Origin of the sequence: Bradyrhizobium sp. 33ap4 (assembly GCF_032654765.1) — a bacterium.
Lineage (GTDB): Bacteria > Pseudomonadota > Alphaproteobacteria > Rhizobiales > Xanthobacteraceae > Bradyrhizobium > Bradyrhizobium australafricanum.
In genome coordinates this window covers 1-22,413 of record NZ_JAUMTJ010000086.1, presented here as the reverse complement: position 1 = coordinate 22,413, position 22,413 = coordinate 1, and the positions used below count along the sequence as shown (strand labels likewise).

General features: G+C 65.8%; 20 protein-coding genes. 10 read left to right on the top strand and 10 right to left on the bottom strand.

The annotated features are described in order from the left end of the window. Positions 1 to 106: 106 nt before the first annotated feature. Positions 107 to 1,792 (bottom strand): methyl-accepting chemotaxis protein, encoded by a 1,686-nt coding sequence (locus tag Q2M23_RS39700; protein WP_057015598.1) that lies wholly within the window; start codon positions 1,790 to 1,792, stop codon positions 107 to 109. A 276-nt stretch (positions 1,793 to 2,068) separates the two neighbouring features. Here Q2M23_RS39700 and Q2M23_RS39695 point away from each other — a divergent pair, with 276 nt between their 5' ends. The 4 genes from Q2M23_RS39695 to Q2M23_RS39680 all read left to right on the top strand — a co-directional run bounded on the left by Q2M23_RS39695 (position 2,069) and on the right by Q2M23_RS39680 (position 6,575). After that, the gene (locus tag Q2M23_RS39695) at positions 2,069 to 3,112 is read left to right on the top strand and encodes a C-terminal binding protein (protein WP_316398971.1); all 1,044 of its coding nucleotides are present in this window, start codon (positions 2,069 to 2,071) and stop codon (positions 3,110 to 3,112) included. A 143-nt stretch (positions 3,113 to 3,255) separates the two neighbouring features. Then, positions 3,256 to 4,602 (top strand): ABC transporter substrate-binding protein, encoded by a 1,347-nt coding sequence (locus Q2M23_RS39690; protein ID WP_069276553.1) that lies wholly within the window; start codon positions 3,256 to 3,258, stop codon positions 4,600 to 4,602. Between the two features lie 127 nt (positions 4,603 to 4,729). After that, complete coding sequence (locus Q2M23_RS39685) at positions 4,730 to 5,686, top strand: carbohydrate ABC transporter permease (protein ID WP_026193343.1); 957 nt, start codon at positions 4,730 to 4,732, stop codon at positions 5,684 to 5,686. Between the two features lie 46 nt (positions 5,687 to 5,732). Next, positions 5,733 to 6,575 (top strand): carbohydrate ABC transporter permease, encoded by an 843-nt coding sequence (locus Q2M23_RS39680; RefSeq protein WP_016840579.1) that lies wholly within the window; start codon positions 5,733 to 5,735, stop codon positions 6,573 to 6,575. 197 nt (positions 6,576 to 6,772) lie between these two features. On the opposite strand, the gene Q2M23_RS39675 is transcribed toward Q2M23_RS39680, so the two are convergent. From Q2M23_RS39675 to Q2M23_RS39650, 6 genes are all read right to left on the bottom strand, one after another. Beyond that, complete coding sequence (locus Q2M23_RS39675; protein WP_253589076.1) at positions 6,773 to 7,594, bottom strand: energy transducer TonB; 822 nt, start codon at positions 7,592 to 7,594, stop codon at positions 6,773 to 6,775. Positions 7,595 to 7,597: 3 nt separating this feature from the next. Beyond that, a complete protein-coding gene (exbD, locus tag Q2M23_RS39670; protein WP_316398970.1) occupies positions 7,598 to 8,044 on the bottom strand; it encodes a TonB system transport protein ExbD in 447 nt (148 codons plus the stop codon). Between the two features lie 3 nt (positions 8,045 to 8,047). Further along, a complete protein-coding gene (gene exbB / locus Q2M23_RS39665; RefSeq protein WP_375167051.1) occupies positions 8,048 to 8,785 on the bottom strand; it encodes a tonB-system energizer ExbB in 738 nt (245 codons plus the stop codon). A 224-nt stretch (positions 8,786 to 9,009) separates the two neighbouring features. Continuing rightward, a complete protein-coding gene (hutX, locus tag Q2M23_RS39660) occupies positions 9,010 to 9,534 on the bottom strand; it encodes a heme utilization cystosolic carrier protein HutX (protein ID WP_244558898.1) in 525 nt (174 codons plus the stop codon). Beyond that, entirely contained in the window at positions 9,531 to 9,863 is a 333-nt protein-coding gene (locus Q2M23_RS39655; protein ID WP_316398969.1) for an antibiotic biosynthesis monooxygenase, read from the bottom strand. The genes hutX and Q2M23_RS39655 overlap by 4 nt, the downstream gene beginning before the upstream one ends. A 147-nt stretch (positions 9,864 to 10,010) precedes the next feature. Then, a complete protein-coding gene (locus Q2M23_RS39650; RefSeq protein ID WP_316398968.1) occupies positions 10,011 to 12,356 on the bottom strand; it encodes a TonB-dependent hemoglobin/transferrin/lactoferrin family receptor in 2,346 nt (781 codons plus the stop codon). A 251-nt stretch (positions 12,357 to 12,607) separates the two neighbouring features. Here Q2M23_RS39650 and hemP point away from each other — a divergent pair, with 251 nt between their 5' ends. The 5 genes from hemP (at position 12,608) to Q2M23_RS39625 (ending at position 17,128) form a co-directional block, all read left to right on the top strand. Then, positions 12,608 to 12,814 carry a hemin uptake protein HemP gene (gene hemP / locus Q2M23_RS39645; protein WP_057015592.1) on the top strand — a complete coding sequence of 69 codons (207 nt, stop codon included), beginning with the start codon at positions 12,608 to 12,610 and terminating at the stop codon, positions 12,812 to 12,814. 8 nt (positions 12,815 to 12,822) lie between these two features. Continuing rightward, a complete protein-coding gene (locus tag Q2M23_RS39640) occupies positions 12,823 to 13,770 on the top strand; it encodes a hemin ABC transporter substrate-binding protein (RefSeq protein ID WP_316398967.1) in 948 nt (315 codons plus the stop codon). Then, positions 13,767 to 14,867, top strand: a complete 1,101-nt coding sequence (locus tag Q2M23_RS39635; protein ID WP_316398966.1) for a FecCD family ABC transporter permease — start codon at positions 13,767 to 13,769, stop codon at positions 14,865 to 14,867. Before Q2M23_RS39640 ends, Q2M23_RS39635 begins: the two co-directional genes overlap by 4 nt. Then, positions 14,864 to 15,667, top strand: coding sequence for a heme ABC transporter ATP-binding protein (locus Q2M23_RS39630; RefSeq protein WP_316398965.1), 804 nt, complete (start codon positions 14,864 to 14,866; stop codon positions 15,665 to 15,667). Before Q2M23_RS39635 ends, Q2M23_RS39630 begins: the two co-directional genes overlap by 4 nt. A gap of 108 nt (positions 15,668 to 15,775) precedes the next feature. Next, positions 15,776 to 17,128, top strand: coding sequence for an esterase-like activity of phytase family protein (locus tag Q2M23_RS39625; RefSeq protein ID WP_316398964.1), 1,353 nt, complete (start codon positions 15,776 to 15,778; stop codon positions 17,126 to 17,128). 378 nt (positions 17,129 to 17,506) lie between these two features. Here the strand turns inward: Q2M23_RS39625 and Q2M23_RS39620 are convergent, their stop codons facing one another. The 3 genes from Q2M23_RS39620 to Q2M23_RS39610 all read right to left on the bottom strand — a co-directional run bounded on the left by Q2M23_RS39620 (position 17,507) and on the right by Q2M23_RS39610 (position 21,801). Next, on the bottom strand, positions 17,507 to 18,343 hold the full coding sequence (locus Q2M23_RS39620; protein WP_057017942.1) for an enoyl-CoA hydratase-related protein: 837 nt from the start codon (positions 18,341 to 18,343) through the stop codon (positions 17,507 to 17,509). Between the two features lie 169 nt (positions 18,344 to 18,512). Continuing rightward, positions 18,513 to 20,186, bottom strand: a complete 1,674-nt coding sequence (locus Q2M23_RS39615; protein WP_253589068.1) for a mucoidy inhibitor MuiA family protein — start codon at positions 20,184 to 20,186, stop codon at positions 18,513 to 18,515. A gap of 181 nt (positions 20,187 to 20,367) precedes the next feature. Beyond that, the gene (locus tag Q2M23_RS39610) at positions 20,368 to 21,801 is read right to left on the bottom strand and encodes an MFS transporter (RefSeq protein ID WP_316398963.1); all 1,434 of its coding nucleotides are present in this window, start codon (positions 21,799 to 21,801) and stop codon (positions 20,368 to 20,370) included. An 81-nt stretch (positions 21,802 to 21,882) separates the two neighbouring features. Between Q2M23_RS39610 and Q2M23_RS39605 the strand changes: the two genes are divergently transcribed. Then, positions 21,883 to 22,341 carry a MarR family winged helix-turn-helix transcriptional regulator gene (locus tag Q2M23_RS39605; RefSeq protein ID WP_316398962.1) on the top strand — a complete coding sequence of 153 codons (459 nt, stop codon included), beginning with the start codon at positions 21,883 to 21,885 and terminating at the stop codon, positions 22,339 to 22,341. The last annotated feature ends 72 nt before the right edge of the window (positions 22,342 to 22,413 follow it).

Below are 22,413 nucleotides of genomic sequence, written 5' to 3'. Positions count from 1 at the left end.
GTCATTGCGAGCGAAGCGAAGCAATCCATCGATCCGCATGCACGGAAAGATGGATTGCTTCGTCGCTACGCTCCTCGCAATGACGTATGGGGCAGGCCTACAAACCTTACGCCGCGCGCACCTTCTGCAGGAACTCATCGACCGCGTTGCGCAGCATGCCCGATTGCGTGTCGAGCTCGCGGGCATTCGACAGCACGTCGCCGGCCGCCGTGCCGGTGGCGGCGGCCGCTGACGTGACGCCGCCGATATGGGCGGAAATCTCGCTCGAGCCGGCCGCGACCTGCTGGATGTTGCGCGCGATCTCGCGCGTCGCATCGCCCTGCTGGTCGATCGCGGTCGAGATCGAGGCGGTGATCTCGCTCATCTGCGCGATCGTCGCTGTGATGCCGCCGATCGAGGTCACCGCCTCGCCGGTGGACGCCTGCATCGCGGCGACCTGCGCCGAGATCTCCTCGGTCGCCTTCGCGGTCTGGTTGGCCAGCGCCTTCACTTCGGAGGCGACCACCGCGAAACCGCGGCCGGATTCGCCGGCGCGCGCCGCCTCGATGGTGGCGTTGAGCGCGAGCAGGTTGGTTTGAGCCGCGATCGAGTGAATCAGCTTGACCACCTCGCCGATCTTCTCGGCGCCGGTGGAGAGCGCCTGCACGGTCGCGTTGGTGCGCTCGGCATCGGCCACCGCCTGGCTCGCGACCTCGCTGGAGCGCGCCACCTGGCGGGAGATCTCCGCAACCGAGCTGGAGAGCTCCTCGGCGGCAGCGGCGACGGTGCCGACATTGTTGGAGGCGCTGTCGGACGCAGCGCCGACGGTCGCGGCCCGCGCGCTGGCGTCGCTTGCGGTCGCGGTCATCGACTGCGCCGTGGTCTGCATGCCGGCGGCGGCGGAGGCCACCGTGCGGACGATGCCGTTCACGCTGCGCTCGAAATCGTTGGCGATATTCTCCATCGCACCACGGCGCTCGGCCTCCGCGCGTGCTTTGGTCTCGGCCTCGGCCTGTTCCAGGCCGCGGATGCGAACCGCGTTGTCCTTGAAGACCTGAACCGTGGCCGCCATTCCGCCGACCTCGTCACCGCGGCCGACGCCGGGGATGTCACCGTCGAGCTTGCCGTCGGCGATGTCGCGCATGCGGGCGCCGAGCAGGTTGAGCGGACGGGAGATGCTGCGGCCGATCAGCCAGGCGACCGAGCCGGAAACGATGCCGATGCCGAGGATCGCGAGGCCGAGCAGCCAGGCAATCGGCCGCATCTTGGCATCGATATCGTCGAGATAGGCGCCGGTGCCGAGATACATATCGAAGCCGGGGACCGCGACGGCGTAGCCGAGCTTGCGGATCGGCGTCTCCTGGCCGGGCTTCACATAATCATAGAACAGCAGGATCTCGCCCTTGGCCTTCACGCCGTCCATCAGTTCCTGCGAGAGCTTGCGACCATTGGTCACGATGTCCATGCGATTGGTTCCGACCTGCTTCGGATCGGGCGCCAGCACCGTGATGCCGCTGTAGTCGGTGCCGAACAGATAGCCGGCGCCGTTGTCGTAGGTCAGGGTGTTGGCGCGCTTGCCGAACTCGGCCAGTGCCGCTTCCTTGGTCAGCTTGCCGGCGTCGACATCCTTCTTCAGGCCCGCCGCCATGTTCTTCGCCATCTCGACGATGGCCTTGGCTTGGTCGATGCGCGCATTCATCATCTCCCGCTGCATCAGGTGACCGGCGAGGATGCCGGCCGTGCACAGGCCAAGGAGGGTCACCCCCACCAGAATGCCGAGCTTGGGGGTGATCTTCAGATTTGACAGCTTCACGGGGGTCTCCAGAAGAGGCGGGGAACGCGACGCGATTGGCGGATTGATTCCGCGCACCGTAATGTGAGACCCTTTACCTGATGGTTACGGAGGTTCCCCGTAGAAGCCCGGAGAATCAGGCCGCGGACCAACCGGCAATTGTGGAGAGAACAGCGCGGCTCGCGTACAAGCATGGGAAGGCGGCGACCCAGCCGCGCTCCAAGAAGCAAGAAGAATCAAGATCAAGAAGCAAACCAGCAAGAAGCAAGAACAGCAGACTCACATCGGGAGCAGACAATGTCGAAATTCAGGGTGGTCACGCCGAAGGGCGCGAGCTTCACGGTCGCCGGCGGCGGCTACGATTATGAGCGCGAGGCGCTCGATCCGATCGGCGCCGAGATCGTCGAGGCGCCGGCCAACGAGGCCGAATTCATCGCGGCGGCACGCACCGCGGACGCGATCTACGCCAAGGGCATGCCGATCACCAAGGCGGTCATCGACGCGCTCGAGAACTGCAAGGTGATCACGCTCGGCAGCGTCGGCGTCGACTCGGTCGACGTCAAGGCCGCGACCGCCCGCGGCATTCCTGTCACCAACATCCCCGACACCTTCATCGAGGAGGTCGCCGATCACGCCATGATGCTGCTGCTCGCCGGCTTCCGCCGCCTGATCGAGCAGGACAAGATGGTGCGCACCGGCCGCTGGGCCGAGGGCCGCCCGGCGCTTTTGAAAATTCCGCGGCTGATGGGCCAGACGCTCGGCTTCATCTCGTTCGGCCGGGTCGCCCGCGCTGTCGCCAAGCGCGCCGCGCCGTTCGGCCTCAGGATGGTGGCCTACGATCCCTTCATCCAGGAAACCCTGATGTACGACCACGGCGTGGTCCCCTCGACGCTGTCGGAGGTGCTGTCGCAGTCGGATTTCGTCTCGATGCACGCCCCGGCGCGGCCCGAAGTGCACCACATGCTGACCGAGAAGCATTTTCGCCAGATGAAAAAGTCGGCGATCTTCATCAACACCGGCCGCGGCGCCACGGTCGACGAGGAATCGCTGATCAAGGCGCTGCAGGAGGGCTGGATCGCCCACGCCGCGCTCGACGTGCTGGAAAAGGAGCCGCCGTCGCACAACAATCCGATGCTCGGGATGGACAATGTTACCTTGACCGCCCATGTCGCCTCGGCGTCGGCACGTTTTGACGAGGCGCGCAAGCGCCGGGTGGGCTACGAATTGTCACTAGTGCTGCAAGGCATGTGGCCGGTAAGCTGCGTCAACCCGTCGGTGCTGCAAAACACCGCGTTGCGCCGCTGGCAGCCTGTCAGCATGGATCGCGGTCCGAACAGCTAGGGCGGGAATGCGTTTTTCGTGCGGGGCCCGTCTCTTGCGGGCCCTTTGTGCGGCTGGCGCCGAGACCAAGAGACCTTCACCGGCGGCCAAACGCCGGGAAGGAAAAACAACAACGAAACAATAAGAACGGGAGTGCGAACGACATGAAGTACGAGATCACGCGTCGCGACGCGCTGGTGCTGGGGGCTTCCGCGGCGGCGCTGGCGGTCACCGGCGCTTCGGCGCAGGAGGCGTCGAAGGTGAAGGCAGCCGACGTGGCGGCGCCGTCGCTGCCGATCGAAAAGGACGCCACCTTGCGTATGCTGCGGCCGGTGCGCTTCGTTCAGGCCGACGAGGACGTGTTCCGCGCCAATGCCAAGAAATTCACCGACAAGACCGGCGTCGAGATCAAAGTCGACTTCGTCGGCTGGGAGGACATCAACCAGCAGACCGCCGTGACCTCGAACTCCGGCGCCGGCCCCGACATCATCATCGGCTTCGGCGACGCACCGCACATCTATATCGACAAGCTGATCGAGCTGACCGATGTCGCCGACTATCTCGACAAGCGCTATGGCGGATGGCTCACGCTGGCGCGCCGGTACGGCATGCGCTCGAAGTCGAAGAGCTGGGTCGGCCTGCCGTTCGGCGCCTCGGGCGGCCCGCTGGTCTACCGCAAGTCGCTGGTCAACGCCGCCGGCTTCGACAAGGTGCCGGAGGACCACGCCGGCTTCCTCGAACTCTGCAAGAAGCTGAAGGCGGCCGGCAAGCCCGCGGGCTTCGCACTCGGCAACGCGGTCGGCGACGGCAACGGCTTCGCCAACTGGCTGTTGTGGTCGCACAACGCCGCGCTGCTCGATGAGGAAGGCAACATCATCATCAACAGCAAGGAGACGATCGCGGCGCTGAAATATCTGAAGGAACTCTATCCGACCTTCATCGCCGGCACCCCGTCCTGGAACGACGTCTCCAACAACCGCGCTTACTCGTCGCAGGAGATCGGCCTGACCGCAAACGGCGTCTCGCTGTATTTCTCGCTGAAGAACGATCCCGCGACCAAGGCGATCGCCGACGACACCGCGCATCAGTTCCTGATCAAGGGGTTGGCTCCCACCTCTCCGATGTCCGGCCTGACCTTGAACGCAATGGTGTTCAAGCACAGCAAGTATCCCAACGCCGCGAAGGCGTTCCTGCAGTTCATGCTCGAGCACGAACAGTACGAGCCGTGGCTCAACGCCAACTCCGGCTACTGGTCGCAGCCGCTGGCGGCCTATGCCGACGCCGCGGTGTGGTCGAGCGACCCCAAGGTCGCGATCTTCAAGGACACGATGCGGAGCCCCTACTACAACGGCTACAAGGGGCCGATCTCGACCGCGACCGGCGCCGTCAACGCCGACTATGTGCTGGTGCAGATGTGCGCCTCGGTCGCGACCGATGCCGCAACGCCCGAAGCCGCAGCCGCCGAAGCCGAACAGCGCGCCAAGCGGTACTTCCGGCGGCAGGGCCGGTAAGATCGACCTCAAGCCGCTGTCATTCCGGGGCGATGCGTAGCGTCGAATCCGGAATCTCGAGATTCCGGGTCTGGTGCTAACGCACCATCCCGGAATGCCCCTGGAAGTCGGACCGAGACAAGACCTGATGTCTGTCACCACCCTCCCCTCACGCGGCGCGGCGCTGCACCAGCCGGGCTGGCTCGCGCGCCTGTTCGACTACAAGCCGTTCCTGATCGTGATGTGCCTTGCGCCCGCGATCGGCCTGCTGCTGGTGTTCCTCACCTATCCGCTGGGCCTCGGCATCTGGCTCGCCTTCACCGACACCACGATCGGCCAGCGCGGCATCTACATCGGACTTGAGAACTTCCAGTATCTGCTCAAGGATCCCTTGTGGTGGAACGCGGTGTTCTATTCGATCTTCTACACCGCGATCGCAACTTTCGGAAAGTTCGCGCTCGGCTTCTGGCTGGCGCTGCTGCTCAACAACCATTTCCCGTTCAAGAGCCTGATCCGCGCCATCGTGCTGCTGCCGTGGATCGTGCCGACGGTGCTCTCCGCGCTGGCATTCTGGTGGATCTACGATCCGCAGTTCTCGATCATCTCCTATCTCCTGGTCGACGTGCTGCACTGGCGCGACAGCAATGTCGACTTCCTCGGCTCGCCCTGGCCGGCGCGGTTCTCGCTGATCGCCGCCAATATCTGGCGCGGCATCCCGTTCGTCGCGATCTCGCTGCTGGCGGGGCTGCAGACCATCTCGCCCTCGCTCTACGAGGCGGCGATGCTCGACGGCGCCACCTCCTGGCAGCGCTTCCGCTACATCACCTTCCCGATGATGATGCCGATCCTGGCGATCGTGATGACGTTCTCGATCATCTTCACCTTCACCGACTTCCAGCTGGTCTACGCCATCACCCGCGGCGGCCCGGTCAACTCGACCCATCTGCTCGCGACACTGGCGTTCCAGCGCGGCATCGCCGGCGGCGAACTCGGCGAGGGTGCCGCGATCGCCGTCTCGATGATCCCGTTCCTGGTGTTCGCAACATTGTTCAGCTACTTCGGCCTCGCGCGCCGCAAATGGCAGCAGGGAGAAGCCAATGACTGACGTCGCAGCCCAATCCTCCAACGTCGCCAGCGCCACGCCCGATACGATGGCGTGGGACTCCCGCGCCCGGCGCGTGGTGATGATCTATCTGCCGCTCGCCTGCTTCATCCTGATCCTGCTGTTTCCGTTCTACTGGATGGCGGTCACCTCGTTCAAACCGAACGCCGAGCTGCTGAACTACAAGGAGCACAATCCGTTCTGGATCACCTCGCCGACGCTCGCGCATATCAAGCATCTGTTGTTCGACACGGCCTATCCGCGCTGGCTGAAGACCACCATGCTGGTCGCGATCGGCTCGACCTTCCTGTCGCTGTTCGCCTCGACGCTCGCCGCCTACGCGATCGAGCGGCTGCGCTTCCGCGGCAGTCCCTATGTCGGCCTCGGCATCTACCTCGCCTATCTGGTGCCGCCGTCGATCCTGTTCATTCCGCTCGCCACCGTGATCGTGCAGTTCGGCCTGTTCGACTCGCCGCTGGCGCTGATCCTGGTCTATCCGACCTTCCTGGTGCCGTTCTGCACCTGGCTGTTGATCGGCTATTTCAAGTCGATCCCCTACGAGCTCGAGGAATGCGCGCTGGTCGACGGTGCGACGCGGTTGCAGATCCTGTGGCGGATCACGCTGCCGCTCGCGGTGCCCGGCCTGATCTCGGCCGGCATCTTCTCCTTCACGCTGTCCTGGAACGAGTTCATCTACGCGCTCGCCTTCATCCAGAGCGGCGCCAACAAGACGGTGCCGGTCGCGATCCTGACCGAGCTCGTCACCGGCGACGTCTACCAGTGGGGCGCGCTGATGGCCGGCTCGCTGCTCGGCTCGCTGCCGGTCGCGCTGTTCTACTCGCTGTTCGTCGACTACTACGTGTCGTCGCTGACGGGGGCGGTGAAGGAGTAACGGAGCTTCCGGCGTATTGAAGCGAACTCAATCTATCCCCGTCATCCTGAGGAGCGCGAAGCGCGTCTCGAAGAATCGACGGCCAGCAGCCGGGCCGTGCATCCTTCGAGACTCGCCCAGCGGCGCAAGTGCGCCGCAAGGCTCGCACCTCAGGATGACGGGAATAGATGTGCGGCCCCTCTCAATGAGGTCGCGCACTACCGCGGCACGAACGCGACCGGCACGGAAAAGCCCATCGAGCCCTGCGTGATCTCGGACGGAAACGCCGGAAACGGCTGGGCCTGGCGCACCATCGCCAACGCGCGCGCGTCGAAGGTCGGACTGCCGGACGAGCCGCCGAGATGGCTCGACAGCACCTGCCCACCGCTGCCGAGCGTGAACACCAGGCGGACCACGCCGCGCTGACCGTTGCCGCCTGCGGGATAGGAATGGAAGCGCAGCAGATGCGCGCGGACGCGGGCGTTATAAGCGGCGATCGCTGACGCGGCTGCGCCGGCGCTGATCGCGGATGCTGCCGGCGCCTGCCGTTCGGCGCGGCTTGGCGCGATGGTGCGCGGTGCCGGGGTTGCCTCGGACGGCTGCTTTGCTTCCCGACGAACCACTTTCGGCTTGACCGGTTCGACCTTCGTCTCCGGAACGACTTTCGCGGGCTCGGGTTTCGGCGGCGTGATCTGCGGCTTCTGTTCCGGCGGCGCGACGACGTCGGGCTTCTCCTGCATCGGCGTCGGCGCGATCTCCTGCGGCACTGGCTGCGCGGCGGCAGGCTCCGGCGGCGACGCGTCGGCCTCCTGCATCGCCGGCCCCGGCGGCAGCTCGGTCTCCGAAATCTCCGGCGCCGAGGTGATCGGCGTCAGATCGACCAGCACCGCCGGCACCGCAACGCCGGGCGGCGGCGCCGGGACCCAGCTCATGCCAACCGCGAGCACTGCCGCATGCGCCGCCAGGATCGCAGCCACCGACAGGCCCCAGCGCCGCAGCCAGATCTCGTCGCCCGCATCATGAAGCGCGTACGCATTCATGGATCAGCTACGCCCGTCGAGGCCAACCAGCGCAATCTTGAGATAGCCGGCGTTGCGCAGCAGGTTCATCACCTCCATCAGATCGCCATAGCTGACCGCCTTGTCGGCGCGCAGGAAGATGCGCTCGTCCTTCTTGCCTTGTGTGGCGCCATCGAGCGTCGACGTCAGCGTCTCGCGCGCGATCACGTCCTCGCCGACCGCGACGGAGAGATCGGACTTCACGGTGACGAACACCGGCTTGTCCGGCCGCGGCTGCGGCTCGGCGGTCGAGGCCGGCAGATCGACGCCGAGATCGACGGTCGCGAGCGGCGCCGCCACCATGAAGATGATCAGCAGCACCAACATCACGTCGATGAACGGGGTGACGTTGATCTCATGCGCCTCGACCAGATCGTCGTCGCCACGACGCCGGCCGCCGAATGCGCCGCCAGTGCCAAGCTTCGCGCCCATCGCCTACTCCGCAGCGCGTGCCAGCCGGAACAGGCTGCGATCGCCCTCGCGGCTGACCAGTAGCATCACCATGGCGGAGGCGTCGCCGAGCAACGCGCGGTAGGACGCGATCGAACGGGTCAGGTGATTGTAGATCACGACCGCCGGAATCGCTGCGACCAGGCCGAGCGCGGTTGCAAGCAGCGCCTCGGCGATGCCGGGCGCGACCACTGCGAGATTGGTGGTGTGGGCCTCGGAGATGCCGATGAAGGCATTCATGATGCCCCACACCGTGCCGAACAGGCCGACGAACGGCGCGGTGGCGCCGATCGTCGCCAGCACACCGGTGCCGCGCGCGATCTGCCGCGACATCGCCGCCTCGACCCGTTCGAGCCGCAGCGCGATGCGCTCCTTGAAGCCGTCGTCGAACATCCCGCCGGACAGCGCAGCCTCGCGCGAGGCCGATTGCACGATCTGCGCTACCGCATCGCTGCCGTCGCGGCTCGCCTGCTCGACCTCGGCAAGCTGGGTGTCGCGCTCAAGGAGGCCGATCCGCTGCCGGGCGAGCGCGGTCTTGCGGCGGATCTCGACGGTCTTGGCGAGCCAGATCGTCCAGGTGACGAGCGAGGCGAAGGCGAGCCCAACCATCACCGCCTTCACGACGATGTCGGCGCTTTCGAACATGCCCCAGGGCGAGAGGTTGCGCGGCAGCAGTGCGGCGTCGGATGCGGCAAGGCTACTGCTTGGGAGAGATGCAGTCACGACCGCAATCAACTGGACGACGATTGATAGCTGGCTACTTCTGCCAAACGTGCGAATTAGCATACTCACCTCCAACCGCATCTCACCTCGCCCCGCCTGCGGGGAGAGGTCGGATCGCATCGCAAGATGCGAGCCGGGTGAGGGGGACTCTCCACGAGCACGGTGCCCGGAGGGTCCCCTCACCCCGACCCTCTCCCCGCAAGCGGGAGAGGGAGAAGAAATCTTCAGCCCGCGTTCGGTGCGAGGCGGTCCGCCAGCGCATGAAAGCGCACCAGCTGATCGCTACGCAGCGCGCGCGTCTCGTCGCGGCCGACGAACACCTTGAACATGATGCCGCCGTCGCGATTGATGAAGGCGATGAACGCCGACACCTTGCCCATGAAGGGCCGCTCGACGAACGCGATCGCCGCGCAGCGATCGTGCCTCAGATGGCCGTGCAAGCCCTTCGGCTGCATCAGGTTGAAATAGCCGCGACCGACCGCGCCGTTCGGAATGGCGCCGGTGAACTCGAAGATCGCGTCATCGGTATGCACGATCAGCGTCACCTCGCCCCACTCCGCGATGTCCTGCATCGCGGCGGCAAATTCACCGGCGCCGATCCGCACCATGCTCTCGGGGAGCGCCTCGAGCACCGCGCGCGGCGTCACCTTGCGCTCGCGCGCGACGTCCTCGATGACCGTGCCGGGATTGTCGGCCATATAGGCCTTCAATCCCGCAAGCTCCGCGTTCTGCACGGCCGTCTCCGTCATGCCGGGCTCTTCGCGCGCTCGGTGATCAGCACCTCAAAACCCTCGAATTTGGGATGGCCGAGATAGAGGCTGCCGCCGGTCTCGTTGCCGGCGCGCGAATGGGCGCGGCGGAACGCATCGGATTTCGTCCAGTCCTCGAACGCCGCCTTGCTGACCCAGACGGTATGGGTCGCATAGAGCGTGTGGTCCTCGGCCTCGGGGCCCTTCACCAGATGAAATTCGATGAAGCCCGGCAGATCGCCGAGATAGGATTCGCGCGTCTTCCAGACCGTCTCGAACGCCTGCTCCTTGCCCTTGATCACCTGGAACCGGTTCATTGCGATGAACATGAAAACTCTCTCCTGTTTGACGGCGGATGCCAGGATCCTGCCGGTTGATCTCGTTAATAACATGAACGCGCCAAGGAATACGCCAAGGCCGCGCTGGGGGCACCAGCGCGGCCGGAGCAACCTGGATGGAATGATCGGCGTCTCGCGTTACGCTCCACCTAGGTGAATCCTGAGTCCGGCCTTGTAAACGGTGCCCGGACCGGGGCTCGAGAACAGCACGTCGTTCTGCGTCGTGCCGTCGGTCGAGGAGCCCGGGATCGCATAAGGCCGGTAGTACTGGTTCAAGAGGTTGTCGACCGATGCCGTGAAGGTGATGTCCTTGGTGGCGTTCCAGGTCAGATAGAGGTTGACGAGCTCGTAGCCGGTCGAGGGCAGATAGCCCGCCGGCAGGTCGTTGTTGGCGCCGAACGAGGACCATTGCGCGGCAACGATCAGCGAACGGTCGAGCAGGCGGACGCCGCCCGTCGTCGTCACCTTGCGCGGCGTGATGGTGGCGAGCCCGACATTGGTCTGGGTGTTCCGGCCGCGCATCAGATGGCCGGCGACGCCGACGAACCAGTCGCCTGCATCATACATCGTCTCGAGCTCGAAGCCCTCGATGCGGGCGTGGGCGATGTTCTGGTACTGGTAGAACTGGCTGAACCGCCCGAACGGCGTCAGGGTCGGCGCCGAGGCGACGAGGTCGATATAGCCGTCGACGTCGTTACGGAACACGTTGACCTTGCCGCGGAACGAGTCGCTCGCGGTGAAGATGCCGTCATATTTCAGGTTGATGCCGGCTTCCTTGTTCTTGCCGACCTCCGGCCGCAGCGCTGCATTGGGCAGGAAGCAGAACAGGCCGCTGGTGCCGTCAGGGCAGTTGAACAGCGCCGGCCCGCCGCCGGTGGCGTGACCGCCCGCGATCAGCGTCTCCGTGATGGACGGCGCGCGATAGCCTTCGGCATAGCTGACATAGGGCGTGAAGCCGGCAACCGGCGTGACGCCGAGCGTGATCTTCGGCGACAGCCGGTCGCCGCTGGTCGTGGTGTTGATCGAATTGAGCTCGTAGTGGTCGTAGCGGACAGCGCTGATCAGCTCGAGCCAGGTCGAATAGTTCTGCTTCAGCTGCACGAAGCCGCCGGACACGGTGCGCTGGCCGCCCGGCGTCGTAATGTTGGAATTGCCGCGCGAATCGAACGTCTCGACATCGTCGCGGAAGGCGTCGAAACCGTAGGTCACGGCGTTGCGCCAGTCGCCGAAATTGAAGCGCGAGGTGTTGTTGACGTCGACACCAACCGTATCCAGCAAATAGCCGCGCTTGTCGCCGACGCAGCCGGAGATGTTGTTGCCGGGATTGGCGAGCGTGCAGACCCCGCCGCCGGTGGTGATGCGGTTGCTGTAGGTCTTGACCTGGTCGTTGTCGGTGCGGTTGCCGTAGACCGAGATATTCCAGTCGAACAGCATGTCGTCGGGCTTGGAATATCGCCAGCTCAAGGTGCCCGTGTAGTTCTTGGCGTCGGAGGCATAGACCGAGGAGCCCGCGATCGCGGCGAGCGGCGCCGCCGCCGTGGTCGGGCCGCGGTTCGGCTGACCGATATTGTATTGGTAGTCCTGGAAGATGCCGCCGATCTTGAACTCGTGGCCTTCGGCCGGGCGGAACGTCACCTTCATCAGGCCGGCCGCGATATCGTTGCCGGTGTTACCGATCTCGGTGCCCGCGCCGTCCTTGTAATTGCCCTGGGTGCGATAGACCGCGCCGCCGAACACATCGACATTCGGATCGACGCGTACACCGCCGAACACGGAGCCCATGCCGCGGTCCTTGTTGGTGCCGTAGGAGCCCGACATGTCGACACCCCAGCGCTCACCGGGACGCACCACGTCGTCGATGTCCTTGGTGCGGAACGAGACCACGCCGCCGATCGCGCCGGAGCCGTAGATGTTCGCGGTCGGGCCGCGCACCACGTCGACGCCGCCGATCAATTCGGGATCGAGGAAGAACGAGCCGTTGGCGTTGTGGCCGGTGCGCTGATAGTTCTGCCGCGCGCCGTCAACGACAACAGCGACACGGCCGAAATCCTGCAAGCCGCGGATGTTGATGACGGTCGCCGGATCGTCGCCGCGCTCCTGAACCGAGACGCCGGGCACGTTATAGAAAATATCGGAGAGCCGGTTCGGCTGCAGGCCCTGGATCTTCTCCAGCGTGACGGAGCTGACCGGCGCCAGCGCATCGATCGCGCGCTCCTCGGTCTTGGAGGCCACCGCCGTGATGGTGTCGAGCGATTGCACCGGCACCGCGCCGATCTGCGCGCGCGCATTCATCGCCGCCGACGCCGCCTGAGCTTCGGCCGCCGGCTTCGGCTTCCGCTTGGCCTGCTTCAGCCGCTCGGTAGAAGGATGCGCAGCCGACGGATCGGCGGTCTGCGCGAAGCCGCGTTCCGGCAGTGCTGCCGCAAATGAAAACACCGACGCGCCCAAAATCAGGGCGCGCGAAACCCTAGCTCCATCAGCCATTCTAGCCCCAGCCTGATCATCGCTTTTCTGGTTTGGCTGGCGTGCGCTCCGACGAGCGGCTTGCTGGCTACATCGCGATGCAAGTCACCCGCCTGCATCGCGTGAGGATTGGTTACGAGCCGGCAACAAAACGGTCAAGAATGCGGCAGCGCTGTTTATATCGATTGTAAAGTGCCGCCGTTGGAATGCGCCTTCGTCCGCTTATACAAGCAAACACCATTTGAAAATTTTCGCAGGCGCAGCACCACAATATGTCCGCAGCTTCCGAAGACAATATCGACGCAGCCGGAAAGCAGACCGAGCCTGCATCCGGCGCGGCCAAAACGCTGATCATGCGCGGTAATCGTCTCGACAGCCGCGACCTGTTCGCTGCGGAGCGCGAGATCATCATCATGCACGGCGAAGAGCATTACCGGTTGCGGCTGACCTCGCAGAACAAGCTGATCCTGACCAAGTGACGGCCCCGATGACAATTTGTCGCACGCTCGCTTTGCTCGCCTTCTCTCTGCTGCCGATCGAAGCCGTGACGGCCGAGGGCATCACCGTGCATGACGCACGCGACCGCGACGTCGTGATCGACAATCCGTCGCGGATCGTCTCGATCGGCGGCGCGATCACCGAGATTCTCTATGCCCTCGGCTTCGAGGACCGCATCGCCGGCGTCGATGCGACCAGCCTCTACCCGCCGGCTGCGCTGCGCGAGAAGCCCGACGTCGGCTACATGCGCCAGCTGTCGCCGGAGGGCGTGCTTGGCCTGCACCCGTCGCTGGTGCTCGCAGTGCAGGGCTCCGGGCCGAAGGAGACCATGGACGTGCTCGAGGCGGCCAAGGTGCCGCTGGTGCTGGTGCCGGAGACGTTCTCGGAGGCCGGGCTGGTCGAGAAGATCAGACTGGTGGGCCACGCCATGGGCGCCGATCCGCGCGCCGCCTGCCTGACCACGGCGGTGGAGAGCGATCTCGCGCAACTGCGCGCGCTGCGTGCCAAGGTAACGAAGCCGGTGCGCGTGATGTTCGTGATGTCGCTGTTGAACGGCCGGGCGATGGCGGCGGGCCACAAGACCGCGGCGGACGAGATCATCCGGCTTGCCGGCGGCGTCAACGCCATCGATGGTTACGACGGCTACAAGCCGGTCAATGACGAGGCCATCGTGGCGGCGAAACCGGATGTCGTGCTGTCGATCGATCGCGGCAAGGACTCGCTGACGTCGGATGCCGTGTTCGCGCATCCGGCCTTCGCGCTGACGCCGGTCGCGGCCAACAAGGCCTTCATCTCGATGGAAGGCCTTTATCTGCTCGGCTTCGGACCGCGCACCGCGGCCGCGGCACGCGACCTCTCGGTCAAGCTTTATCCGGCGCTGGCGCCGGAGGCCGACTACTTCAAGCCGGCAGCGCTGACCGCGAATTGCCGGCAATGAGCGTGCTGGCCGAACGCCGCCGGCGTGCGAAACGACGGCGCGCCGGCATGTCGCTGCGGCCGGCCGCGACACTCACCCTGCTCTGCCTGCTTGCGGCGCTCGCAGGCACCGCCCTCGTCGCCCTGACGGTCGGGGCTGCCGGCATTCCAATGGCTCGGCTTCCGGCGGCGCTTGGGCTTTGGGCTGATCGTGTCGCCAACCCGCTGCTCGCACGCGACCAGCTCGTGGTGTGGTCGATCCGCATCCCGCGGATCGCGGCGGCGGCGATGGTCGGCGGCCTCCTTGCCGTATCAGGCTCGATCATGCAGGGCCTGTTCCGCAATCCCCTTGCCGACCCCGCGCTGGTCGGCGTCTCCTCCGGCGGCGCGTTTGCCGCGGCGGCCGCGATCGTGTTCACCGACAGCCATCTCGGCGAAAGCCTGCGCTTCCTGCAACACCAGCTGCTGCCGATCGCGGCCTTTGCCGGCTCGCTGATCACGACCGTCGTGCTTTACGGCATCGCCAGCCGCGGCGGCCGGACATCGATTGCGATCTTCCTGCTGGCCGGGCTCGCGATCGCCGCGATCGCCAATGCCGGCATCGGCCTTCTGGTGTTCGTCGCCGACGACCGCCAGCTTCGCGACATCACCTTCTGGCTGCTCGGCTCGCTCAGCGGCGCGACCTGGAGCAAGCTCACGGCGCTGGCGCCGGTGCTGGCGGTCGCGCTGGCCGCCTGCCTCTCGATCGCGCGCGGGCTCGACGTGCTGGTGCTCGGCGAGGCGGTGGCGTTCCACAGCGGCGTCGACGTCGAACGGCTGAAGCGGATCTCGATCGTGCTGGTGTCGGCGATGACCGGGGTCGCGGTCTCGGTCTGCGGCGTGGTCGGCTTCATCGGCATCGTGGTGCCGCATCTGTTGCGGCTGGTGATCGGGCCGGCGCATCGGCTGCTGCTGCCGGCCTCCGCGCTGCTCGGTGCCATCCTCCTGGTCGGCGCCGACACCGTGGCGCGCACCATCGTGGCACCCGCGGAAATGCCGATCGGCATCCTGACGGCAGCGATCGGCGCGCCGTTCTTCCTCGCCATGCTGCTGCGGCAGCGCGGGCTGGTGTCGCTATGACGGCCCTGCTCGAAGCACAGTCGGTATCGATGACGGTCGGCGGCGCGACGCTGGTCGATGCGGTGTCGCTGCAGATCGATGCCGGCGAGATGGTCGCGATCGTCGGTCCCAACGGCGCCGGCAAATCGACCCTGCTGCGGATGCTGTCGGGCGACCTGCGCCCGTCGCGCGGAGCGATCAGGCTCAGGCAGCGCGACCTGCAGGTTTACGGCCCGCGCGCGCTGGCGCAGCACCGCGCGATGCTGTCGCAGCACGTCAACGTCACCTTCCCGTTCACCGTCGAGGAAATCGTCAGCGTGGGCGCCGGCGAAAGCCCGCGCGCGGTGGCGCGCGCGCTGGTCGAGGCGGCGCTCGACGAGGTCGGGCTCGCGCGTTTCCGTTTCAGGCAATTGCCGACGCTGTCCGGCGGCGAGCAGCAGCGGGCGCATCTCGCCCGCGTGCTGGTGCAGCTCGCCTGCGGCGAAGCGCTGCATGGACCGGGACTGTTGCTGCTGGACGAGCCGACCTCGAGCCTCGATCTGCGGCACCAGATCGACCTGGTCGAAACGGCCCGGCGGCGCGCTGCCCGCGGCACCGCGGTGATCGCGATCCTGCACGACCTCAACCTCGCGATGCGGTTCGCCGACCGCATCCTGCTGCTGCACCGCGGCCGGCTTGCCGTCGACGGCGACCGTACGGCGGCGATGAAGGCCGAGACGCTGCGCGAGATCTTCGAGATCGACGCTGCGATCGCCTATACCGGAGGTGGCGTGCCGTTCCTGCTGCCGCAGACGATGCAGCCGGCGGGCAAGGCGACGTAACGCCGCAAGCCTTATCCCGCCGCAACATCCGCGGTTCACAAAACTGTCAGCCGGCTGTAACAGGCGGCTCGGAGAACACCGCATCGTTTATCCTTTGGGAGATCAACCATGCGCCTGTCCCTGCTCTGCTCCGTCGCCTCGATCCTGCTCGCCACATCGGCATTCGCGCAGGGTGAGGGCGAATTCCCGGCGACGCTGGCGGGACACGCCGTGATGCCGGCGGAGAGCTTCATCGACGCGCCCGCCGACGCCCCTGATGATCTGAAGACCTCGGGCAAATACACCACCGGCAAGCGCGTCGACGCCATCGGCACCGTGATGGGCAAATCGTACGAGCGGCCGACCGGCGTGTCGCTGCCGTTCAAAGGCCAGCCGCTGCAGGGCCATTCCGGCATCAAGGTGATGCCCGACGGCTCGTTCTGGGTGATCACCGACAACGGCATGGGCTCGCGCTACAACTCGGCGGACTCGATGCTGTACCTGAACCGGCACAAGATCGACTGGGCGAGCGGCACGATCGAGCGTCAGGAGACCGTGTTCCTGCACGATCCCGACAGGAAGGTGCCGTTCCGCATCGTCCACGAGGACACCGCCAAGCGCTATTTGACCGGTGCCGATTTCGACACCGAAGGCTTCCAGATCATCAACGACATTTTCTGGATCGGCGATGAATTCGGGCCCTACATCCTCAAGGCCGACAAGACCGGCAAGATCCTCGCCGTGTTCGAGACCGTCGCCGACGGCAAGCCGGTGCGCTCGCCGGATCACTGGGCGGTGCAGTCGCCCGGCGCGCCCGGCGCCAGCTACACCAACGTCAACCTGCGCCGCTCCAAGGGCTATGAAGGTTTTGCTTCCTCCAAGGACGGCAAGTTCCTTTACGGCCTGCTCGAGGGGCCGCTGTGGGATGCCGACATGAAGGATTGGGAGAAGGTCGACGGCAAGGAGGCCCCACGCATCCTGGAATTCGACGTCGCGGCGGAGAAGTTCACCGGACGCTACTGGCAGTACTTGTTCGAGCAGAACGGCAATGCGATCGGCGACTTCAACATGATCGATCCGGCCCAGGGCCTCGTGATCGAGCGCGACAATGGCGAAGGCACCGCCGACAAGGCCTGCCCGCAAGGCCAGCGCGGCGAGAACTGTTTTCCTGATCTCGCCAAGTTCAAGCGCGTCTACAAGATCGAGCTGTCCGATGCCAATGTCGGCAAGCCGGTGCGCAAGATCGCCTATATCGAGCTGATGAAGATCCGCGATCCGAACAAAAAGGCGCGCAAGCCGCTCAACGACGGCGTCTACACCTTCCCGTTCTTCACCATCGAGAACGTCGACCGGGTCGACGAGACCCACATCATCGTCGGCAACGACAACAACCTGCCGTTCTCCTCGAGCCGCGACCCGAACAAGGCCGATGACGACGAGTTCGTACTGCTCGAGGTCGGCGACTTCCTGAAGGCGAAGTGAGGCGGCGCTCGCCACGCACAACAGTGTCGTCGCCCGGCTCGACCGGGCGACCCAGTATTCCAGAGGCGCGCCCGAGCTCAACGGACAAGCCGCGGCGTACTGGATGCCCCGCTCAAGGCGGGGCATGACAACGAATATGCGGATAGCGTGATGCTCATCCCGGCACGACGGCCATTCCGTCATCCCCGCGCAAAGGCTTCGCCTTTGTCGCTGGAGTGCGAGCCAGCGGCGCAATCGCGCCGCTGGGCGAGCCTCGAAGGATGCACGGCCCCGATGCAGCCGACGCGGAGACAGCCGGGCCGCCGCCCTTCGAGACGGCCGCTTTGCGGCCTCCTCAGGGTGACGGCGATACAGCTCAGCGCGCGGCTTGCGTGATCCTCACTCCTTCTTCGTCCGGTAATCTCCGAACGTCGTGTCGCGCTGGTCGAGCTGGGCCTTCACGCTGCCGCCGTCGCGGCGGAAGCCCGCCATGTAGGCCTTGCTGGCCTCGGTCGTGAAGGCCAGCGCCTGGATCTCGGTGCCGGCACGCATCGCGGCGCGGGCGCCCATGATTTCCATCGCGCGGTGGACGCTACGCTTGTTGAGCTGCTGCAGCTCGATCGGCACCTTGGCCGCGCGCTCGGCGAAATCCAGCGTCTTCGTCTCCAGCTCGGCGAGCGGAAACGACCGGGTCGCATAGCCCCATTCGGCGGCCTCGCGGCCGGACATCGCGTCGCCCGTCAGCATCAATTCCATGGCACGGCGCATGCCGACCAGCCACGGGTGATACTGCATGTCGGGCGGGCTCATCAGCCGCACCGGCGGATAGCCGATCTGGGCGTCGTCGGCGACGTAGACCACGTCGCAGGCGGTCGCGAGCTCGGTGCCGCCGGCGAGGCAATAGCCGTGCACCTGCGCGATCACGGGCTTTGCGAGATCCCAGATCGAGAACCAGCCCTCGACGACATGGCGCGACCATTGGCCGGGCCCGGATGCCGAGTGATAGGGCTGGTCGACGCGATTGTCGGCGGAGAGATCGTAGCCCGCCGAGAAGCAGGGTCCGGCGCCGCGCAGGATCGAGATCGAAATTTCGGGATCGCGGTCGGCCTGCTCCAGCACCTCGAAGATCTCGCCGCGCAGGCGATTGTTCAGCGCGTTGCGCTTCTCGGGGCGGTTCAGCGTGATGCGGCGGACGCGCGGACGCGGATCATCGACGATGATGTGCTGGTAGCTCATGGATCCTCCCGATCTCAGGCTTTGTTGCCTTTGGCAAAGTGATGCCCGAGATCGGGAGGGTTGTCATCGGCAGATGACGCAGGTCCTCAAAGCGTTTTCAAGCGAAGTGGGTTCCGGTTCGTGTGAAGAAAACGCGTAAAGCAACAACGCTAGAGCCCCGGCACGGGCTCTAGCCCGCCGGCACCATCACGACGCCCTTGTCCTTGGGCCAGCGCATCCGCCAGGCGAAATTGATGTCCCTGATATCACCGGCCTTGGCCTCGAACGCCCATTCCAGCACGCCGCGCTTGTCGCGCAGATTGGTGGTCGTGGCAGGCGTCGACGACGGCAGCATCTCCACCACGATATCGTCGTTCTCGCTGACCGGGAGCTGATCCTGGACCGCGACCTTGATCGGGAAGTCGTGGCCGTTGCGCACCGTGGTCTTGAAGGCGCGCTCGTCGGTCTTCGACGTGGTCACGATCAGGCCGGCGGAGCCCTCGTTGCGCTTCACCACCGTGCGTTCGATCTTGACCTTGTCGTCGGCGCCGAAGCCGAGCCGCACGGTCTCGTCCTTGGCGGCGGTGGCCATCCGGCTGCGGCCGACAAAGATACCGTCGCGGTAGATCGAGATTTGCCCCGGCAGCAACGGCGCATCGTCGGCCTGCACGAAGCTCGCTTCCAGGAACGCGGTCGGGTCGATCACCGGAACGGCGCGAACCGCGAGATCGGGGGTGATGGTCGCCGTCGAGATGCGCAGGCTCTTCGCGCCCTCATTGGCGGCAACGCTGACGCGGCCGGGAATCTTGAAGGTGGCCTGGAAGGCGCCGACCTCGGCGGTGGCTTCCAGTTCGTCCATGCGTCCCCCACCAAAGCGGAATTGCTGAACCGCGTCGGCGGCCGGCGCGGGTGCCAGCGCCTCGCGCGACCGCATGCTGGCCTCTCCCGAAAGCTTCGCCAGCGGTCGCGGCGGCTGCGGATATTGCACGATCAGCGAGCGGAGGTCGGGCGCATTGCCGCCGCGCGCGACCCGCACGGTGGAGACGACGAGCGCCACGTTCGACCAGTCCTCGCCGGTCGACTGGGTGATCTCGGCGCGGCGCACCAGTTCGATCGCGGGCTTGCGGTCTTTGGCGCCGGTGTCGAGCCGCGCGTCATAGAGCGGCGTCCAGCGCGCGTTGGGAACCGCATAGGTGACCCGCAAGGTCGCCTTGGTCGCCGCCTGCGAGGCGACATCGATCCGCACCTCGACCTTGCTCGGCGGCTTGCTGGTGCGATCGGCTGCGAGCTGCGCAAGATCGCGGTCGATCACGCGGATCTTGCGCTCGGCGTCACGGATCGCGCTGTCGGCGGTTGCGACCTCGTCGGCCACCGCCGAGAACGCCGCGCGCCACTCGCTGAGCGGACGCGCCTCGCCCTTTTCGCCGAGGCCCGCGGGTGACGCCTCGGCAAACCGCTCAGCAAATTTGCGCCGCGCCTCGGCCGCGCTGATCAGTCCCTGCAAATCGGCGCGCTGATCGTTCAGCGCCTCGATGCGCTTGTCGATCTCGGAGAGATTTTGCGGCAGCAGCGGCCCCGGCAGCTTGGTGTCGATCGCGCCTATCGTGAGCTTCGCTCCGCCCTCGCCTTCGACCCGCAGCGAGGACGGATCGAGCCCGATCGGGAAATCCCTGGCGATGAGGGTGTTGTCGCCGGCAGGCAGATCCAGCGTGATGACGCGGGTGACGCTCGCGCCATCGGGATAGACGGTCACGGCATCGACCTGCGAGGCCGCATCGAGATTGGCCGCTTGCAGCGGCCCGGCAACCAGCGCACCCGCCAGCACCAGGCTGGTGGTCACAAGATAATTCGCAATCCTACACATGACATCCCTCCGGAAAAAAACGCCGCATCGCGCGCGAGACGAACGGCGCGCCGGGCTCGACTGCGCGCCGTTTCTCGTGGTGAGACGCAGCGAGGAAGGGACTGGTTCGATTGAGGTTTCCCTGCGGCGCGACGAGGGCGCCGCCGCGGCTGCCGCATGGCGCGGCGATGTCTTTCGGGCGTTAGCGATCTGCCTTGCGCCGGATGAACAGATAATTCGGCACGAAGCCGGCCAAGGTGATCGCGATCATGATCCACCAGCCGCGCTGAAACGCTGCGATCCGCTCGGTCATCGAGACCGGCGTTGCAAGGATCGCCACAAAGATCGCGACGCCGATCGCCAGTGCCGCCTGCCGGATCATGTTGATGACGCCGGAGCCGGTGGCAAACGACGACGGCGGCAGCGCGCCGGCGCCGACGCCCATCAGGGTCGGAAAGGTCAGCCCGACGCCGATACCGATCAGCATCACGCCCGCGACGACGGCAGGCGCATTGGGGTCGGCCCCGAGCAGCGTCGCCCAGATCGCGAGGCCGGCCGCGAACAGCAGGATTCCGGCGGAGACGACGGCCGCGGCGCCAAACCGCGCAATCAGCCGGCCGGCAAACAGCAGCGAGGTGATCGGCACCATCAGCGGGCCGGGAGCGATCGCAAGGCCGGTCTTCAACGCCGACCAGCCCCATACCGTCTGCTCCCACAAGGCGCAGGACAGCAGCATGGCGCCGAAGGCCGCCGAATAAGGCGCCATCACCAACGACGCGCCGGTGAACGGCCTGACTGCGAACAGCGCAGGATCGACGAAGGGATTCCTCGATCTGAGGCAATGCCGTGCGAAGGCGGCGAGCGAGACGGTCGCGACGGCAAAGCCAAGCACGACGCCGCGCGAACTCCATCCCCAATCGTTCGCCTTCACGATCGCAAATGTCAGCGCACCGATACCGGAGGTCACCAGCAGCGCAGCCCATGAACTCGGACGCGGCACGTCGTGACCGGGCACTTCGGGCAATTTCAGCCAGCCGACGATCAGTGCGACGACGCCGATCGGGACATTGACGATGAAGATCCAGCGCCAGTCGAAGGTGACCAGCACGCCTCCCGCGAGCGGGCCCAGTGCGGCGGCAAGGCCGCCGATCGCCGTCCAGGTGCGCACCGCCCCGGCGCGTTGCTCGGGCGGAAACGACGCCAGCAGCAGGCCGATCGAGGTTGGCGTCATCAATGCCGCACCGGCCGCTTGCGCCACGCGGGAGACGACCAGGAACTCGACACTGGAGGCCAGCGCACATGCCGCCGACGCGGCCGTGAACAGCGCGACGCCGAGCAGGAAGCTGAGATTGCGGCTGTGGCGTTCGGCGAGCCGGCCGAAGAACACCAGCAACGCCGCGTAGGCAATGGCGTAGGCATTGAGGATCCAGGACAAATCCTCAAGCGAGGCGCCGCGAAATTCCTGCGCGATGTTCGGCAGCCCGACATTGACGATGAACAGATCGAGATTGGCGAGGCAAATTCCGACCGACACGATCGCAAGCACCTGGCGCGGGGTTGCGGTGGCGACGCAGGACCGCGGCCGCGCATCAGGTTCGACGACCAGATCGATGGTCTCCGCCTCTACCTCCGACATCACACCCTCCGAAATACGTGCATATGCATCTATTGCCATTAGGTGCATATGCATGTATCTGTCAAGTCCTCGGAGGCAGCGATGGCGAAAACGGAACCCAGCCGGTGTAATCTCACGGCGTTGCGCAAGGCGACGCGGCGGGTGTCGCAGCTCTACGATCAGGTCCTTGCGACATCCGGCCTACGCGGCACGCAACGGGCGATTCTGGTCTATGTCAGGCGGTCGGGCGCGCCGACGATGGGCGAGCTTGCCGCAGTCCTGGTGCTCGACCGCACCGCGCTGAACCACAACCTCAAGCCGCTCGAGCGCGACGGTCTGTTGACCATCACCGTCGACAAGAGCGACCGGCGCAGCCGGCTGGTGCGGCTCACCAAGCGCGGCGAAGCCAGGCTCGAGGAATCCCAGGCCGCATGGCTCAAGGCGCAGGAGCGCTTCGAGACCGCCTTCGGCGCAAGGCAGGCCGCCGATCTCCGGCAGACGCTCGAACTGATTGCCTCGCTCGAGTTTGACGAGCGCGCGCTTACCTCACCGGCGAGCTAGTAGCTCGTCACAGTGATTTTGACTCTTTGGGTATGCCTGGATAGGCGCGCCCCAGTTTGGTGCGAGCTTTGT